The following is a 17,265-nucleotide window of genomic DNA, read 5'->3' as shown; positions in this document are numbered from 1 at the left end:
AATGAAATTCTATCAGTTGCCGCCCGAAGAGAGGCGGCAGTTTTTGCAAGATGCCGGGGTTTCCTTAGAAGCCATCCCCGCCGCTGACTTATCCCGCCTGGATGAGATGAGCGAGAACGTGGTTGGTGAGGTCAAGTTCCCCTTGAGCTGTTTGACCGGCGCCCTGGTCAATGGCAAAAAATGGCGGATCCCTATGACGACTGAAGAAGCCTCCGTCGTCGCCGCCGCCAACCACGGCATGTCCGTTTTTGCTAAAGCTGGCGGCGTAAAAGCAAACAGCCGTCGCGACGGCATCTACGGACAAATCGTCTTAGAAGTCACGGAAGCTTTTTCCCTGGCTGACTTTAAAGAGGAGTTTCAGGCCTATATTAAGGAAGCCAACAAGGAATTTGCCAGCTTGATCCGGCACGGGGGCGGCTTAAAAGAATTAACCGCCCGCCAGGAAGCTGACTTGGTCTACCTCCTGGCCCTGGTTGACCCAGCTGAAGCCATGGGGGCCAATAAGACCAACGCCATCCTGGAATTCCTGGCCCAGAAAATGCTGGCCTTTCCTGGCGTTGAAGCTAAGCTCTTCGCCATCCTGTCCAACTATCCCAGCCAGCTGACTACTGCTAAGGTGGCGATTCCTGTTAGTCTCCTCAGCAAAAAAGGAGATCCGGAAGAGGGCAGGGAGGTTGCTAAAAAGATGGCTCTGCTTGCTAAAATCGGGAGTAGCGATCCTTACCGGGCCGTAACCAACAACAAGGGGATCATGAATGGGGTGGACGCTGTCATGCTGGCAACCGGCAATGACTACCGGGCAGTTGAAGCAGCAAGTCATGCTTATGCTGCTAGAAGCGGCCAGTACCAAAGCCTCAGCTCCTGGAAACTGGAAGACGATATGCTTCTTGGCGAAGTCACCCTGCCCCTGGCCTTAGGGGTCGTCGGCGGCTCCATTTCATCGCGGCCTGATATTAGACAAAGCTATGCCATTTTAGGTAAAATAAAAGCAGCTGAATTGGCAGAACTGACCGCGGCCGTGGCCCTGGCCAACAACTTCGCGGCTTTGAATGCCATCTCCACCAAGGGGATCCAGGCTGGCCACATGCGCCTGCAGAGCCGCAACGTGGTTCAGACCCTGCCGGCAGCGCCTGAAGAAAAAGCAGCTGTTTATCAAATGATGATTAGCCAGGGAAAGTATGGCGAAACAGCAGCCAAGAATTTTTTGAAAGAATTGCGAGGACAATAATTAATGGACATCGGTATTGATCAGATAGGTTTTTATACTCCTAACAAGTTTGTGGACATGGTTGACCTGGCCAACGCCAGAAACCAAGATCCCAACAAATTTTTGATCGGCATCGGCCAGGACCGGATGGCGGTCGCTGACAAGACCCAGGATGCAGTTTCCATGGGGATCAACGCGACGGCTGAATACCTTGACCAGGTTGATCTGGAGCAATTAGGCTTATTGATCTTTGCGACCGAAAGCGGGATTGACCAGTCAAAGTCAGCCTCCCTCTTTGTCAAGGAAGCACTTAACCTGCCAGCCCGGATCAGAACTTTTGAAATCAAGGAAGCCTGCTTTGCCTTGACCGCCAGCTTGCAGGTTGCCCGCGACTACGTCCGGGCCCACCCGCACCACTCTGCCATGATTATCGGCAGCGACATCGCCCGCTATGGCCTGGCTACGGCTGGTGAAGTTACCCAGGGCGCCGGGGCCATCAGCATGCTGATCAAGGAAAATCCGGCAATTATTGCCCTGGAAGACGGGCACACTTCCCACTCTGAAAACATCAATGACTTCTGGCGGCCAAACAACATGGCCACTGCCGTGGTCGACGGCCACTACAGCCGCGATGTCTACCTGGACTTCTTCAAGAGCACCTTCAAGCCTTTCCTTGCAGAAAAGCAGCTGCAAGTCTCTGATTTTGCCGGCATCTGCTACCACCTGCCTTATACCAAGATGGGTTACAAGGCTCACAAGATTGCCATTGAAGGCCAGGATGACGAAACCGTCAAGCGCCTCAGCGACAACTTCCAGCTGTCAGCCAAGTACAGCCGGCAGGTCGGCAACATCTACACGGCCAGCCTGTACATGTCTGTCTTGAGCCTGCTGGAAAACGGGGACCTTGAAGCCGGTGACCGAATCGGCTTCTTCTCTTACGGATCTGGCGCCATGGCTGAATTCTTCAGCGGCAAGGTGGTCGAAGGCTACCAAAAGCGCCTGCGCCCAGCCCTGCACGCCCGCATGCTCAAGGAAAGAATCCGCCTTGGCGTTGGCCAATACGAAGACATCTTCACCGAAGGCTTGGAAAACCTGCCGGAAAATGTCGAATTTACCAGCGACGCCAACCACGGCACCTGGTATTTGGCCGGACAAGAAGGCTACGTCCGCCAATACAAGCAAAAGTAAATATGAAGCTAACCGTCTCAGCTTGCTGGGACGGTTTTTCTCAGCAAAAATATTCTTTTTGGCAAGCGCTTTAATAGGGGAGGGCGGGAAATAGCAGTCTCTTTTTATGCTAAAATGAAAAAGTTGAGAAATGCAAAGAAAAATGAAAGAAGGCAAACACGGTCAACATGAAAACCGAAAGTACTGAGCAAGAGTACCAACACCACCTCTCTCACCACCACCACATGCGGGTGCAGTGGGAAGAATTCTTCCAAAGCGATGACGAAACTAAGATCAAGGATGCAACTTTGATTGAAAAGGGATCGATCATCTCCCGGGTCGGCTTGATGATGCTGAGCTGCGGGACTGGGGCCTGGCGGGTCCGGGACGCCATGGACACCCTGGCCAGAACCCTGGACTTGACCTGCAGCGCTGACATCGGTCTGATCTCCATTGTCTGCACCTACTTCGACGTTGACAACCAGTCATACTCCCAAAGCCTGGCCCTGCCAACCACCGGGGTCAACATGGCCAAGCTGAATGAATTGGAGAAATTCGTCCGCCAGTTTGAAGCAGCCAGCGGTGACTTCGAAATCAAAACAGTTCGCCGGCGCTTAGGGGAAATCGAGCATATCAAAGGACGCTATCCTCTTTGGGGATCCAGCCTGGCCGCGGCACTAGCCTGTGGCGGCTTTATTTTCCTCTTGGGCGGGGGGATCCCTGAAATCATCTGCTCCTTCATCGGGGCGGGCCTGGGCCAGTTTGCCCGGGGCAGCTTAGGCAAAAAGAGGATCACGGTCGCGGCTACGACCGCGGTTGGGGTAGCAGCAGCTTGCTTGTCCTACTACCTGGCCTTCATGCTGGGCCACTTGCTCTTTAATGTGGACATGATCCACATGCGCGGCTACATCGGGGCTATGCTCTTTGTTATTCCAGGTTTTCCCTTTATTACTTCCGGTTTGGACATTGCCAAGCTGGACATGCGGTCTGGCCTTGAGCGCCTGGCTTATGCCATCTTCATTATCTTGATCGCGACTGGTACCGGCTGGATGATGGCCACGGCTTTGCAGATCAAGCCTGGCGACCTGCCGGCCTTGGGCCTTTCCCGGCCTCTTCTGGCAGCTTGCCGCCTTTTAGCCAGCTTCTGCGGGGTCTTCGGCTTCTCCTTGATGTTCAACTCCCACCGGCGGATGGCCGCCGCGGCCGGGGTTGTGGGGGCGATTGCCAATACCATGCGCTTGTCCCTGGTTGACTTTGCCCATTTTCCGGCTCCCTTGGCCGCCTTTTTAGCAGCCCTGCTGGCTGGCCTCTTGGCCGGCTATGTCCGGGAAAAGGTCGGCTACCCGCGGATTGCTTTGACCGTGCCTTCCATCGTCATCATGGTGCCAGGCCTTTACATGTACCGGGGGATCTTCCTCTTGGCCTTGACCAATGTTGGGGCCGGGGCTACCTGGATGACGGAAGCCCTCATGCTGGTTTTGTCTTTGCCAGCCGGCCTTTTGACCGCCAGAATCTTGACCGACAAGAAGTGGCGCCGGGTCGATTAAAAAATTGAAAGAAAAAGAAACAGCTTTTGCCTAACGAAAAGTAGGACAAAAGCTGTTTTTTAGTCTTATTCCTGCAGGTCAGCCACCGTGGCTTTGACCAGTTTCTGCAAGTCAAGCGGGTTGACCATGACGCTGCGGCCGACTTCACCGCTGGACACCCAGATCCCGTCTTCTTTTAAGACGCTCTCATCCAAAAAGATCGGGAACTTCTTGCTGTGGTAGATGCCAATTGGCGTGTTGGCCCCATGCACATAGCCAGTGGTCTTTTCCAGCTGCTTGAGGGGGATCATTTCACACTTCTTGTTGCCGGAAGCCTTGGCGATCTTTTTAAGGTCCAAGTGGCCGCTTAAAGGCACAACGCCGACGATCGGGCCGGTCTTGTTGCCATTTACCGCCAGGGTCTTGTAAACCGGGTGGCCGTCTAAAATGGGGCTGCCGACACTGACTTGGGCAACTCCGTGGTCTTCAGTAATTTCACTGATATGCTGCTGATAGGCAATTTTTTGCTGGTCAAGAATCTTTTCAACCAGGGTCTTGTCTAATTTATCTTTATTCTTTTTCTTTTTTGACATTGTTATCACCGCTTTCCATGATACCATTTTAAGAGAAGAAGCTAAAGAAAGAAGACGAAATCATGAAATTACTTGAGATCAAGATCGAAAGCAGCTACGACGTCGAAGACGCCTTGGCTTATTTTGCCACGGAAGACTTAAAGGCCTTGGGGACGGAAGCCCGGCGCAGAAGCGACTTTGAACAAGCCGGCTGGCTGCACGACTCAACGGTCGTTGACATGGACGACATCCCCAACCTGCCTGATGAACTGGAATTCATCGCCTACTTTGATGAAGAAACTGACCCGGAAGAAACGGTTAAGCGTTTCAAGGAAAAACTGGCTGAACTGGCAGGCTACGGCTTAAAGACCGCCCCAGGCGAAATCTCCGTTGACTACGTGGCCGACCAGGACTGGAACACTGTTTGGCAAAAGTACTACCACGTCATCAACCTCTCCCGCCACCTGGCTATCGTGCCGGAATGGGAAGACTACCAGCCAGCCTTTAAGGACCAGGAAATCATCCGCCTGGATCCAGGCCTGGCCTTCGGGACTGGCAACCACCAGACGACTCAATTAGCCATGCTGGGCATTGAACGGGCCATGGTCAAGCCTTTGACAGTGGCAGACGTGGGGACTGGGTCCGGCATTTTGGCGATTGCTGCTCACAAACTGGGGGCTAAGAGCGTTTTGGCCACTGACATTTCTGATGAGTCAATGACGGCGGCTGAAGAAAACGCAGCCTTGAACGGCATCCACGACATCGCCCTGCAAAAGACCAGCTTGCTGGCTGACGTTGATGGCAAGTTTGACTTGATCGTGGCCAACATTTTGGCTGAAATCCTCCTGGACCTGATCCCTCAGCTGGACAGCCACTTAAACGAAGAAGGTCAGGTCATCTTCTCCGGGATTGACTACCTGCAGCTGCCAAAAATTGAGCAGGCCCTGGCAGAGAATTCCTTCCAAATCGACCTCAAGATGCGGGCAGGCCGCTGGATTGGCCTGGCAATTTCCCGCAAGCATGACTAACTCTTTCAGTATTTAAGGAAAAATGCGCTAAAATAAAAGCAAAAGAAACTCTCATTTTTTAATAAGTAAGCCCGGTCAAGCGCTAAGGCTTGTTTTGTGGGAACTTTTTGCGCTAAAATAACAGGTACTGATTAATTAAAAGTTAGAAACTGGTGATCAAAGATGTCAAAGTATGTTGAAATGACTCACGAGCAGGTTATGGCCGCCTGCAAGAAATACATGACGGCTGACCAATTGGCCTTTGTCGAAAGTGCTTATCAATTCGCGGCCCGGGCCCATGAGGGACAAACCAGAGCCTCCGGCCAGCCTTACATTGTCCACCCGACCCAGGTAGCAGGAACCCTGGCCAATTTGGGCCTGGACCCTGACACGGTAGCTGCCGGCTTTTTACATGACACGGTTGAAGACACCGCGGTCACCAATGACGATATCAAGGAAAAGTTTGGCGCTGACGTGGCTTTCATCGTTGACGGGGTCACCAAGTTAAACAAGTACGAGTACAAGTCTCACAAGGAATTCTTGGCGGAAAACCACCGCAAGATGCTGATCGCCATGGCTAAGGACCTCCGGGTTATCCTGGTCAAGCTGGCTGACCGCCTGCACAACATGCACACCTTGGAGCACCTGCGTCCGGACAAGCAGCGCCGCATTGCCGCTGAAACCCTGGACATCTATGCACCACTAGCCGACCGGCTGGGGATCGGGACCATCAAGTGGGAACTGGAAGACATGTCCTTCCACTACATGAATCCGGAAGAGTACTACAAGATCGTTTCCATGATGGACGCCAAGAGAAGCGAACGGGAAGGCTACATCAAGGATGCCATCGACTACTTGCGGGGGACTCTTGATTCCTTGGGCATCAAGTACGACATCAGCGGCCGGCCGAAGCACATCTATTCCATCTATAAAAAGATGGTCAACAAGCACAAGGACTTCAACGAGATCTACGACTTACTGGCTGTCCGGGTGATCGTGCCGACGGTCAAGGACTGCTACGCGGTCTTAGGGGCAGTTCATACCAAGTGGAAGCCAATGCCTGGCCGCTTTAAGGACTACATTGCCATGCCTAAGGCTAACGGCTACCAGTCCCTGCACACGACCATCATTGGCCCTGGCGGCAAGCCTTTGGAAATCCAGATCAGAACTGAAGAAATGCACGAGGTTGCCGAATATGGTGTTGCGGCCCACTGGGCCTACAAGCGGGGCAACTTCCAAGGCGTTGATGAAAAAGACGGCGGGGCTCTGGACATTGGCCGGGAAATCCTGGAGTTGCAAAAGGACTCCAGCGACGCTGACGAGTTCATGGAAGCCGTTCATTCGGATATTTTTGCCGACAAGGTCTACGTCTTTACGCCTAAGGGCGAAGTCTACGAACTGCCTAAAGGGTCAGTCACCCTGGACTTTGCCTACGCCATCCACACCCAAGTCGGTGACCATGCCATCGGGGCCAAGGTTAACGACAAGCTGGTTCCTTTGGACTACAAGCTGAAGAACGGTGACGTGGTTGACATCTTGACCCAAAGCAATGCCCGGCCATCAAGAGACTGGGCGGAAATGGTCAAGACCTCCCGGGCCAAGAACAAGATCCGCCGCTACTTCAGAGACATTGACCGGGAAGAAAGCGTGGCCCGGGGCAAGAGTGAATTGACCGACCTGCTTAAGGAAAACGGCTTGAGTGCCAAGGACTACTTAGACAAGAGCCATATCGACGAGGTTCTGGACCACTTCAGCTTTAAGACCGATGAAGACATGTACGCGGCTATCGGCTTTGGCAACATGTCAGCTTTGTCCATCTACAACCGCTTGACGGCCGACTTGCGCCGGCAGCAGGAAGAAGAAAAGCAGAAGCAGTTTGAAGCCCAGATCATGTCCGCTGGCCAGCAAGCCGCTGCTTCCAGCGTGGTTAAAAAGCCCGCTCCACAAAAAGACGACGCCAAGTCCAAGGTCAAGGGCAAAAAGCCGGACAGCTTAGTCCGCGTCCAGGGCCTGGAAGACCTGGACTTGCACTTTGCCAAGTGCTGCAACCCGGTTCCAGGCGACCCGATCGTCGGTTATGTCACCAAGGGCCGGGGGGTCACTGTCCACCGGGCTGACTGCCGGAACGTAGTTAGCGCTGACCCGGCTGCTCAAGGGCGGATGATCGATGTTGAATGGAACAATATTGATGAAGGCAAGCAGGCCAGCTTCAACGCTAACTTTGAGCTTTTTGGCTACAACCGCCAGAAGCTGCTCGGTGACGTCATCAACCGCTTGAATGCTTTGACCAAGAACATCACCAATGTTTCAGCCAGCGTCAATGAAGAAAATATTGCCCACTTCTACATCACGGTTGAAGTCAAGAATGCCGCCCAACTGAATGACATCATGGCCAAGCTGCGGGACATTCCAGACGTTTACGACACCAAGCGGACGGACAACTAGGCTAGAAGCAGGGAGATTTTTAGAAAAAATGCGCGTAGTAATTCAAAGAGTCAACCATGCCGCCGTCAGAATCGACGGCAAGACTGTCGGCCAGATTCAAAAGGGCCTGCTTTTATTAGTTGGCCTGGCTGAAGGCGACGGGGAAGAGCAGGTAGTCAAGGCCGCCGACAAGATCGCCAAAATGCGGATCTTCGAAGATGAAGCCGGCAAGACCAACCTGGGCATCAAGGATGTCGGCGGACAGATCTTGTCCGTCAGCCAGTTTACCCTCCTGGCCGATACCAAGAAGGGCAACCGGCCAAGTTTTGTTCACGCCATGCGGCCGCCTAAGTCCAGCCAGCTCTGGGAAGACTTTAACCAAGAACTGGAAGAGCGGGGCCTGACCGTGGAAACCGGGGAATTCGGCGCCGACATGAAGGTCGAACTGGAAAATGACGGTCCTTTCACGATCGTCTTGGACCTGCCAGCAGAATAATCTGTAAAAAAACGCTTTCTAACTTGATTAGGAAGACAAAACAGGATAAACTTAATGAGAATTATCAATGACAAAGAATGAAGATAGCCCGGCCATTTTAGAGACTGCCCGTTTGGTGAAAGAGCAGATGGCTGCTAGCTGTGACCCTTTAGCAGATAATGGTTCGTTTCGTCAGCGTTAATGACAGCAAGCAAAAGGTGGTACCGTGCTGTTTTCAAGCGCCCTTGATTAAATTCAAGGGCGCTTTTTATTATCTTAGTCAAAACAAGGAAACAAAGGTGAAATTATGAGAGTTCAAAGACCAAAAGGTACAGTCGACATTCTCCCGGAAACGTCCGGCCAGTGGGAAAAGGTGGAGCAAACCGCCCGTGACCTCTTCAAGCGGGCCAACTACCATGAAATCAGAACGCCAAGTTTTGAAAACTACGAACTCTTTTCCCGGTCATCTGGTGAAACCAGTGACGTGGTTGAAAAGGAAATGTACGATTTTGAAGACAAGGGCGGCCGCCACATTGCCCTTCGGCCAGAAGGCACGGCTGGGGTAGTGCGGGCTTATGTCGAAAACAAGATCTATGGCCCTGACTATGTCAAGCCTTTCAACGTCTACTACATTGCCCCAATGTACCGGTATGAACGTCCGCAAGCCGGCCGGCAAAGAGAATTCCACCAAATCGGGGTGGAAAGCTTCGGCTCAAACGGCTACCTGGCTGACGTTGAAACCATCCTCTTGGGCCATGACCTCCTGGCTGAACTGGGGGTTAAGAACTACGAGCTGCACATCAACACTTTAGGTGACAGCGAGGTCCGCCAGGCCTACCACGATGCCCTGGTTGAATACTTCACTCCGGTTAAGGACCAGCTTTCAGAAGACTCCCAAAGACGGCTGGGCAAGAACCCGCTCCGGATCCTGGACTCCAAGGCTGAAGAAGACCAGCAGTTTTTGCCGGAAGCGCCAAAGATCCGGGACTACTTGGACGATGAATCAAAGGAAAACTTCAACAAGATCCTCTCCAGCTTGGACAAGCTGGGCGTTAAGTACGTCATCGACGACGACCTGGTCCGGGGCCTGGACTACTACACCGGCGTGATCTTTGAATTTATGGTTGATGACAAGTCCCTGTGGTCCAGCCCGTCTACTGTTCTGGGCGGGGGCCGCTACAACCACCTGGTTGAAGAATTTTCCGGCCCGGAAACCCCAGCTGTCGGCTTCGGGATTGGGGAAGAAAGACTGATGCTGGTTCTCTCCAAGCAAAATCCGGAAATGTTTGAAGACCAGGGGATCGACTTCTTCATCACCAATATCGGCGAAGGCACCGACATCAAGGCCGTGGAAGTTGCCCGCCAGCTTCGCTCCCTTGGCTTCAGCGCTCAATACGACGTTGACCAGAAGAAGCTCAAGGCCCAGTTCAGAAAGGCTGACCGGGTCGGAGCTCGCTACGTCGTAACCCTGGGGGCCAAGGAGCTGGCTGAAGGGAAATTAACCGTCAAGCGCTTGAGCGACGGGGAACAGTTCAGTCTGGAATTTACTGACTTGGAAGACAAGGCAGACCTGCTTTCCAAGATCGAAAAATAGGAGATTTTTAGCAAAATGATGCAAATGGAAAAAAGAACTGATTATTGTGGCAACATTACCAGCCAGTACCTGGACCAAGACGTCCTTCTTTACGGCTGGGTGCAAAGAGTCCGGAACCTGGGCCAGCTGATCTTCATCGACCTGCGCGACCGGGAAGGGATTGTCCAAGTCGTTGTCAACCATGATTCTGGCAAAGAGTTGATGGACGTGGCATCTTCCTTGGGCCAGGAATACGTGGTCGAAGTCAAGGGTCACGTTAACGAACGTTCCAGCAAGAACCCGGACATGAAGACTGGTGACGTGGAAGTCATTGCCAGCGAAATCACGGTCTTGAACAAGGCCAAGACTCCGCCATTTGAAATCAAGGATGACCTGGTAGCCAGCGAACAGACCCGGTTGAAGTACCGCTACCTGGACCTGCGCCGGCCAACTTTGCAAAACGCCTTGATCATGCGGGCCCAGATCATGACCGCTACCAACGCTTACCTGTCAGGCCAAGGCTTCATCAACATTGAAACTCCAGACCTGGGCAAGTCAACGCCGGAAGGCGCCCGGGACTACCTGGTTCCTTCCCGGGTTTACCCAGGTTCCTTCTACGCCTTGCCGCAGTCACCGCAAATCTTCAAGCAGCTCTTGATGGGGGCCGGCTTTGACAAGTACTACCAAATCGCCCGCTGCTTCAGAGATGAAGACTTGCGTGGGGACCGGCAACCGGAATTCACCCAGATCGACCTGGAAACTTCCTTCATGGATGAAGAAGGCGTTCAAGAAGTAACTGAAGGCCTCCTGGCTAAGGTTATGAAGGACGTGAAGGGAATCGACTTAAAGCTGCCGCTGCCGCGGATCACTTGGCAGGAATCCATGGACAAGTACGGCTGTGACAAGCCAGATACCCGTTACGGCATGCTGATCCACGACTTGGGTTCTGTCTTTGCCAAGTCCGGCTTCAAGGTCTTTACTTCCGCCTTGGAAAACGGCGGCTTTGTCCGCGGGATCGCGGTCAAGGGCGGGGCTAAGTTCTACTCCCGCAAGAAGATCGAAGCCATGCAGGACTACATCAAGCGTTACCACGCCAAGGGCCTGGCCTGGGTCAAGTATGAAGACGGCGACTTCTCCGGTCCTGTTTCCCGCTTCTTAAGTGACGAAGAAAAGGCCGGCTTGGTTGAAGAATTCGGTCTGGAAGGCGGGGAACTCCTCCTCTTCATCGCTGACCAATGGAAGGTCTGCTGCGACTCCCTGGACTACCTGCGCCGGCAAACCGCCAAGGAAACAGGCATCATTCCAAAGGACACTTACAAGTACCTCTGGGTTGTCGACTGGCCGCTGTTTGAATACGACGAAGGCGACCAGCGCTGGATCGCTGCCCACCACCCATTCACCATGCCCGATGACAAGGGAATTGAGCTCCTGGAAACCGATCCGCACAAGGCTCACGCCCGCAGCTACGACATCGTTTTGAACGGCTACGAACTGGGCGGCGGCTCCATCCGGATCCACAAGCGGGACATCCAGGAAAAGATGTTCAAGGCCCTGGGCTTTACTAAGGAACGGGCTTACGAACAATTCGGCTTCTTGATGGACGCCCTGGACATGGGCTTCCCGCCGCACGCCGGCCTGGCCATCGGCTTGGACCGCTTCGCCATGCTTTTGGCAGGCAAGGACAACATCCGTGATGTCATTGCCTTCCCGAAGAACGCCAGCGCCAGCGAACCAATGATGCACGCTCCAGCTCCAGTTGCCGACCAGCAGTTGACTGACTTGGGCATCGAAGTAGCTGAAGCAGCCAAGGAAGGCGTTGAAAAGTACGAAGCTTCCCTGGAAGCTGAAGCTGCGGAAGATGTCAAGTCTCACGAAGAATAAAGAAAAAGCTGAAAAAGCGTAAAAAAATAGTTCAAGATCATTTAGGATCTTGAACTATTTTTCTTTGCCAAACTTTTAATTATCGCTGTCGTTATTGACATTTTCTTCTGGCAGGTCTTCAGTCGTGTTGACGTCATCGTCAGCCGTGGACTTGCTGGTGGTTGTGCTGCTCTTCTTGGTCGTGTAGCTTGAAGAGCCGGTTGAACCAGTTGACCTGGACGTGGAGCTCTTGGAGCTGCTTGGGCTGGAGTAGCTGTAGCTATAAGTTGAGTTGCTGTAGGCAGAGCCCCAAGTAGTGGAGCTGGAGCCATTTGAGCTCTTAGTCGACTTCTTCTTGCTGGACTTAGCCTGGCTGGAGTAGCTGTAGCTTGAGCTGGATGAGTCGTCGCTTGAAGAACTTGAAGAGTCGCTTGATGACTCACTGGATGATGATTGACTCACGTCTTCTGAAGAGCTTGAAGAACTGGATGATTTCTTCTTGCTCTTCTTGCTCTTGCTTTTTGCCTTGCTTGATGATTTGGATTCTTCATCTTCTTTGTCGGCCTTGGCCTTGGTCTTTTCCGCCTTGCTGTAGACCTTGTAAGTCTTGCTGCTGCCAGCGGACTCGCTGCTCTTATCGGCCTGGCTTTGGTGATAAAAGACAGCCGCTCCGACTAAGGCGAGCTCAGCGGCAAGGATGCCGGCCAGCATTGGTTTGCGCATTGTATTTCCTCCCAACACAATTTGGTCTATTAGACCACGGTAGTAACTACAGTATACCACGCCTTACGGATGTAAGCATAAGAAAGCCTTGTTTTGCATAAATAAATGCTGAAATTTTTCGCGTTGCCAAGCAATTGCTGCTTGAATTATAATAATTTTAAGAAAAAATATTCTCAAATTGTGTCAGCCAGCCTTGCTTGTCTGAACAATGAAAAAGTGAAAGGGAGAAAAAGATGAAACGGAAGTATTTATGGGGCCTGGCCTTGTTTTTGGCCGGCTTTGCGGCCCTCTTTTTACCAGAAAAAGTTTTTGCCGATTATGACCTAACCAAGATGGATGTCACGGCAGTCGTCAATTCTGACGGGTCCTTGTCGATGACCCGGAAGATCGTCTATGACTTCGACGATTCAGCCAATGGGGTCTACTATACCCAGAACTTGGCCAGCGGACAGAAGGTCAGCGGGCAGAGCGTCGAGGTTAAGGACCTGGCCAGCGGGAAGACGGTCAAGCCGGCCTTGAACAACCAGGCTGACGGCGGCAATGTCTACCACTTCAGTAAAGATGGCAATTCCTACAAGTTCAAGGTCTACCACCATGTCGAAGAGGGGAAGGTACAGGTGGTCTACCGCTACAAAATTTCCAGGGCGGTTGACACTTATGATGACGCTTCTGAACTAAATTTCAAGATTGTCGGGGACGGCTGGGATAAAGAGATTTCCAATGTTTCTGCCGCGGTTCGCTTCAAAGGCAAAAATCTGTCCTTCTTGAAGGGCTGGGCCCATGTCAATGCCAATGGTCATTTGACCGTTGACAAGGAAAAGGGCCTGGTCAAGGCAGAAGTAGCCACTTTGCCGGAAAATACTTTTTTGGAGCTGCATCTGCTTTTCCCAAACAGTTTAGTCAGCCAAAATAAAAAGCGGCATTCCGGGGAAATCGCGGCCAAGGTCGTGGACCAGGAAAAAGCGCTGGCTGAAGAAACGGCTGCTAAAAAGTCCCGCCACAATGTTTATGAATTGATCGGCCTGGCCCTTTTTGCCATCTCGCCGCTGCTCTATCTGCCAGTCTTTATCAAGAGCAGAAAGTCGGGCAGCCCGGTCAAGGCCAAAAAAGAAATTGGCCACAATTTTGAAATTCCAAGTTTCAGCCCGACTGCGGCCCAGATCCTGGTGACCAAAAAAGATCCAGACGGCAAGGCCTTGGCAGCCGAAATTGCCCTCCGGGCCGGCCGGGGCGAAATTACTATTGATCCAGGCAAGAAGGGAAAGAACTTCACTTATACCAAGACCAGCAAGTATAAAGGCGACCTGCCGCTTTTAAACAGAATTTTCAAAAAGGTCGGCAATGGACAAAGCTTTAGCAACAAGGACTTGAAACAATATGGCGACAGCAAGGGGATTACTTCTAGCTACAAGAACTGGCAAGAGGACAGCCAAAAGGCCTTGATTAAAGAAGGCTACATCGACCAGAAATTGCAGGACAGAGAGGAGATGTTGTCGTTATACACCATAGCTGTAATGATTCTTTCAGTCGCGGCTATTCTCGTCAGCTTCTTCTTGTATGATAAATATTTCCTGTGGCTCTTTCCAGTTGCTGTCTGGATCTTGGCTGCCTTTGCAGTTGCCTTGTTGCGTCTGCACCACTTCTCATCTTTGACAAAAAAGGGGGCAGAAGCTACTGAACAGGCTATGGGATTTGAAGCCATGCTGGATGATATCGGCCAGTTTAAGCTGCGCGATATTGGGGAACTGACTCTCTGGGAGCAGGTTATGCCTTACGCCATTGCCTTTGGCCTGGCCAAGAAGGTCCTCAAGCAGCTGAAGCTGGAATTCCCAGAAGAAATCGAGGCTGATCCTTACTGGACCTACTACTATGCCGGCAGTAGCTACGGGGCTTTTGCATCCAGCTTTGACGAGGCAATTTCTTCTTCAGCTGGCTCTGGCGGCAACTTCTCGGCCTCCAGCGCCTCCAGCGGCGGCTTTGGGGGCGGCAGCGGCGGCGGTGCCTTCTGATTTGTTTTTCCCGGTGAAAAAGTTTACAATAGATAAAATAATTTTTCCGGAGATTAATAGTTAGGGAAGACACTATGGAAGCCAGTTTATGGAACAGATTTAAAAACAATACTCATTTGCGGCGGGCAACGGTCTTGCTCATGATCATTCTGGCCCTGTACTGCGTGCGGGCAATGATGAACACGATCCTGCTCACCTTTATCTTCACCTACTTGATTGTGCACCTGGTCAAGTTCGTGCAGGGGAAATTCAAGCATGTTTCTGACAAATTGATTGTCGCTTTGACCTATCTCTTGATCGTCGTCCTGCTTTACTTTGCCCTGCGCTACTATGTCCCGGTTTTGGTCAAGCAGGTGACCAAGATGACCAAGTCGGTGATTGATTTTTACCAGACCAATGACGTGGGCTGGCTGATGAGTCAGCTGCACAAGTATGTTTCTGAAAAAACAATCTCCAATCAGGTCAAGAGCAGCCTGACCGCGCTGACGGCGGCATTAAAGGGCTTTGGCTCAGTAGCCATGTCCTTTGTCATGGCCCTGGTCTTGAGCTTCTTTTACACGATTGAACTTAAGGAGATGGATAATTTCAGCAAGTCCTTTCTGAAGTCAGATCTCTTTGGCTGGCTCTTTGAAGACATTGCCTACTTTGGCCGCAAGTTCACCAATACTTTTGGGGTGGTTCTGGAAGCCCAGTTTTTGATTGCCATCTGCAATACGGTCTTGACGATTATTTGCCTGGCCATTATGAAAATGCCGCAGATTTTTGCCCTGGGCCTCATGGTCTTCATCTGCAGTCTGGTCCCGGTGGCCGGGGTGATCATTTCCCTGATTCCTCTGTCTTTGGTGGCCTATACGGTCGGGGGGATGCAGGACGTGATCTATATTTTGATCATGATTGCCGTCCTGCACACTTTGGAAACCTATATTTTGAACCCGAAATTCATGTCCAGCAAGACGGAATTGCCGATTTTCTACACCTTTGTGGTCCTGCTCTTTGGCGAGCACTTCTTCGGCACCTGGGGCTTGATCGTCAGCGTTCCAATCTTTACTTTCTTTTTGGATATTTTGGGTGTCAAAAACATCAACAGCAAGCAGGAGAAGCTGCAGGAGGCCAGAAAACGGCTGGAGAACAAGCGGCTGGAAAAATAGCATAATTTTTTTAAAAGAGAATAAATTAGTCAACAGACTCGGAGCAGCAGCTCCGGGTCTGTTGTTTTTTCTTGGGGATTTCTTAAAAGAAAAAGCTATACATGGGCCAATAAAGTAAAAAATAAAAAGTTTTTTGCTATCTAAAAACCCTTATGAATACTAGCTTTATAAGGGATTTGTAGACTATACAATACGTGAACAGTATTGACTTTTCTTAAGTCAGGACTATACTTTATACATGTCAACAAAATTATAGTTTTGAGATGGAAAGAGGCCTGCCTTGACTTACGCCAGAATTGCAAAAAGCAGCCGTTACCTGCCCGAATTCACGGTCAGCAACGACGACCTAAGCCAGATCATGGAAACCAGCGATGACTGGATCAAGAGCCGGACTGGGATTTCCAGCCGCCGGATCAGCCAAGGGGAAAATACCTCTGACCTGGCCATCCAGGTGGCTAAGCAGCTCTTGGTCGGCGAAGACCCGGCAGAAGTTGACCTGATCATCGTCGCGACCATGTCCCCCGATGCCTACACCCCGGCCACCGCGGCCCTGGTTCAAGCAGCGGTTGGGGCAGAAAACGCGGCCTGCTTTGACCTGTCGGCTGCCTGTTCAGGCTTTGTCTATGCTTTGGACGTGGCTGAAAAAATGCTGACGCGGCCTGGCGGGATGGCCCTGGTGATCGGGGCGGAAACCCTGTCCAAGCTGGTTGACTGGCAGGACCGGACAACGGCTGTCCTTTTCGGAGATGGGGCCGGCGGGGTCCTGGTCAAAAAGGACGCTCTTGAGCCGCGCTTTTTGGCTAGCCAATTGAGAAGTTACGGCCACTTGGCCAAGTACCTGTCAGCTGGCCAGACCAGTTTGCAGCCCTTCCCTGGTCCGGTAACGAGCCTGGCTCCCTTCAAGATGGAGGGGCGGGAGGTTTACAAGTTCGCCACCCACAAGGTGCCGGAAGTAATCAACGCTTGTTTAGCAGAAGCTGGCGTGGATTTAGCAGAAGTTGACCTTTTCCTCTTGCACCAGGCCAATTACCGGATCATCAAGCAGGTGGCCAAAAGGCTGGGCTTGCCGGAGGAAAAATTCCCCTGCAACATTGCCGAATACGGCAATACCTCAGCAGCCAGTGAAGCCATTCTCTTGGCTGAGCTGCTTGCAGAAGGGAAGGCGAAGGCGGGCGACCTGGTTGTCTTGGCTGGTTTTGGCGGGGGCTTAACCGCCGCCGCCCAGCTGGTCAAACTATAAGAGCATTTGTTTATTCACTTGTTTGAGATTAGTTGATTTAAATTTTAAGTTTTATTTTTTAAAAAAGGAGCAGACACATGTCAGAAGCAGAAATTTTTGAAAAGGTAAAGAAGATCGCCGTTGAAGAACTGGACGTTGAAGCAGACCAAGTAACCATGGAAGCCAACATCAAGGATGACCTGGAAGCTGACAGCCTGGACTTGTTCGAAATCGTCAACGAACTGGAAGACGAATACGACATCGAACTGGATGCTGATGAAAATACCAAGACGGTTGCTGACGTGGTGGCTTTGGTGCAAAAGCAGCTGGCAGAAAAGGACTAACGGGAACAGAC

Annotated in this window: 14 protein-coding genes; 12 read left to right on the top strand and 2 right to left on the bottom strand. The window is 51.8% G+C overall.

Translation table 11 applies throughout. The features are described 5' to 3' along the window. The first annotated feature begins 1 nt into the window (after position 1). The 3 genes from ACYVUV_RS06565 (at position 2) to ACYVUV_RS06555 (ending at position 3,921) form a co-directional block, all read left to right on the top strand. Positions 2–1,228, top strand: coding sequence for a hydroxymethylglutaryl-CoA reductase, degradative (locus ACYVUV_RS06565; protein ID WP_439774903.1), 1,227 nt, complete (start codon positions 2–4; stop codon positions 1,226–1,228). 3 nt (positions 1,229–1,231) lie between these two features. Further along, the gene (locus ACYVUV_RS06560) at positions 1,232–2,395 is read left to right on the top strand and encodes a hydroxymethylglutaryl-CoA synthase (protein ID WP_439774902.1); all 1,164 of its coding nucleotides are present in this window, start codon (positions 1,232–1,234) and stop codon (positions 2,393–2,395) included. Positions 2,396–2,562: 167 nt separating this feature from the next. Further along, positions 2,563–3,921 carry a threonine/serine exporter family protein gene (locus ACYVUV_RS06555; protein ID WP_439774901.1) on the top strand — a complete coding sequence of 453 codons (1,359 nt, stop codon included), beginning with the start codon at positions 2,563–2,565 and terminating at the stop codon, positions 3,919–3,921. 65 nt (positions 3,922–3,986) lie between these two features. Here the strand turns inward: ACYVUV_RS06555 and ACYVUV_RS06550 are convergent, their stop codons facing one another. Beyond that, complete coding sequence (locus tag ACYVUV_RS06550) at positions 3,987–4,493, bottom strand: aminoacyl-tRNA deacylase (protein WP_439774900.1); 507 nt, start codon at positions 4,491–4,493, stop codon at positions 3,987–3,989. Between the two features lie 62 nt (positions 4,494–4,555). Here ACYVUV_RS06550 and prmA point away from each other — a divergent pair, with 62 nt between their 5' ends. The 5 genes from prmA (at position 4,556) to aspS (ending at position 11,832) form a co-directional block, all read left to right on the top strand. Continuing rightward, the gene (prmA, locus tag ACYVUV_RS06545; protein ID WP_439774899.1) at positions 4,556–5,500 is read left to right on the top strand and encodes a 50S ribosomal protein L11 methyltransferase; all 945 of its coding nucleotides are present in this window, start codon (positions 4,556–4,558) and stop codon (positions 5,498–5,500) included. A gap of 162 nt (positions 5,501–5,662) precedes the next feature. Continuing rightward, positions 5,663–7,924: a RelA/SpoT family protein gene (locus ACYVUV_RS06540; protein ID WP_439774898.1), complete on the top strand. Its 2,262-nt coding sequence runs from the start codon at positions 5,663–5,665 to the stop codon at positions 7,922–7,924. Between the two features lie 28 nt (positions 7,925–7,952). Beyond that, positions 7,953–8,399: a D-aminoacyl-tRNA deacylase gene (dtd, locus tag ACYVUV_RS06535; RefSeq protein WP_484499197.1), complete on the top strand. Its 447-nt coding sequence runs from the start codon at positions 7,953–7,955 to the stop codon at positions 8,397–8,399. Between the two features lie 286 nt (positions 8,400–8,685). Then, on the top strand, positions 8,686–9,972 hold the full coding sequence (hisS, locus tag ACYVUV_RS06530; RefSeq protein ID WP_439774896.1) for a histidine--tRNA ligase: 1,287 nt from the start codon (positions 8,686–8,688) through the stop codon (positions 9,970–9,972). Positions 9,973–9,987: 15 nt separating this feature from the next. Beyond that, positions 9,988–11,832, top strand: a complete 1,845-nt coding sequence (aspS, locus tag ACYVUV_RS06525) for an aspartate--tRNA ligase (RefSeq protein ID WP_484499196.1) — start codon at positions 9,988–9,990, stop codon at positions 11,830–11,832. A gap of 75 nt (positions 11,833–11,907) precedes the next feature. Here the strand turns inward: aspS and ACYVUV_RS06520 are convergent, their stop codons facing one another. Continuing rightward, entirely contained in the window at positions 11,908–12,534 is a 627-nt protein-coding gene (locus tag ACYVUV_RS06520) for a hypothetical protein (protein WP_439776050.1), read from the bottom strand. 233 nt (positions 12,535–12,767) lie between these two features. Here ACYVUV_RS06520 and ACYVUV_RS06515 point away from each other — a divergent pair, with 233 nt between their 5' ends. The 4 genes from ACYVUV_RS06515 to ACYVUV_RS06500 all read left to right on the top strand — a co-directional run bounded on the left by ACYVUV_RS06515 (position 12,768) and on the right by ACYVUV_RS06500 (position 17,254). Further along, entirely contained in the window at positions 12,768–14,543 is a 1,776-nt protein-coding gene (locus ACYVUV_RS06515; RefSeq protein WP_439776051.1) for a DUF2207 family protein, read from the top strand. Between the two features lie 74 nt (positions 14,544–14,617). Further along, positions 14,618–15,691, top strand: coding sequence for an AI-2E family transporter (locus ACYVUV_RS06510; protein WP_439776052.1), 1,074 nt, complete (start codon positions 14,618–14,620; stop codon positions 15,689–15,691). A gap of 280 nt (positions 15,692–15,971) precedes the next feature. Next, on the top strand, positions 15,972–16,931 hold the full coding sequence (locus ACYVUV_RS06505; protein ID WP_439774826.1) for a beta-ketoacyl-ACP synthase III: 960 nt from the start codon (positions 15,972–15,974) through the stop codon (positions 16,929–16,931). 77 nt (positions 16,932–17,008) lie between these two features. Next, complete coding sequence (locus tag ACYVUV_RS06500) at positions 17,009–17,254, top strand: acyl carrier protein (protein ID WP_439774813.1); 246 nt, start codon at positions 17,009–17,011, stop codon at positions 17,252–17,254. The last annotated feature ends 11 nt before the right edge of the window (positions 17,255–17,265 follow it).

The organism is Lactobacillus sp. WILCCON 0149, from assembly GCF_057197965.1.
This window is presented reverse-complemented; position numbering and strand designations above follow the sequence as displayed.

Bases quoted from the DNA above. Each gene is read 5' to 3' on its own strand.
- ACYVUV_RS06565 (WP_439774903.1), top strand. From the start codon at position 2: ATGAAATTCTATCAGTTGCCGCCCGAAGAGAGGCGGCAGTTTTTGCAA.
- ACYVUV_RS06560 (WP_439774902.1), top strand. From the start codon at position 1,232: ATGGACATCGGTATTGATCAGATAGGTTTTTATACTCCTAACAAGTTT.
- ACYVUV_RS06555 (WP_439774901.1), top strand. From the start codon at position 2,563: ATGAAAACCGAAAGTACTGAGCAAGAGTACCAACACCACCTCTCTCAC.
- ACYVUV_RS06550 (WP_439774900.1), bottom strand. From the start codon at position 4,493: ATGTCAAAAAAGAAAAAGAATAAAGATAAATTAGACAAGACCCTGGTT.
- prmA (WP_439774899.1), top strand. From the start codon at position 4,556: ATGAAATTACTTGAGATCAAGATCGAAAGCAGCTACGACGTCGAAGAC.
- ACYVUV_RS06540 (WP_439774898.1), top strand. From the start codon at position 5,663: ATGTCAAAGTATGTTGAAATGACTCACGAGCAGGTTATGGCCGCCTGC.
- dtd (WP_484499197.1), top strand. From the start codon at position 7,953: ATGCGCGTAGTAATTCAAAGAGTCAACCATGCCGCCGTCAGAATCGAC.
- hisS (WP_439774896.1), top strand. From the start codon at position 8,686: ATGAGAGTTCAAAGACCAAAAGGTACAGTCGACATTCTCCCGGAAACG.
- aspS (WP_484499196.1), top strand. From the start codon at position 9,988: ATGATGCAAATGGAAAAAAGAACTGATTATTGTGGCAACATTACCAGC.
- ACYVUV_RS06520 (WP_439776050.1), bottom strand. From the start codon at position 12,534: ATGCGCAAACCAATGCTGGCCGGCATCCTTGCCGCTGAGCTCGCCTTA.
- ACYVUV_RS06515 (WP_439776051.1), top strand. From the start codon at position 12,768: ATGAAACGGAAGTATTTATGGGGCCTGGCCTTGTTTTTGGCCGGCTTT.
- ACYVUV_RS06510 (WP_439776052.1), top strand. From the start codon at position 14,618: ATGGAAGCCAGTTTATGGAACAGATTTAAAAACAATACTCATTTGCGG.
- ACYVUV_RS06500 (WP_439774813.1), top strand. From the start codon at position 17,009: ATGTCAGAAGCAGAAATTTTTGAAAAGGTAAAGAAGATCGCCGTTGAA.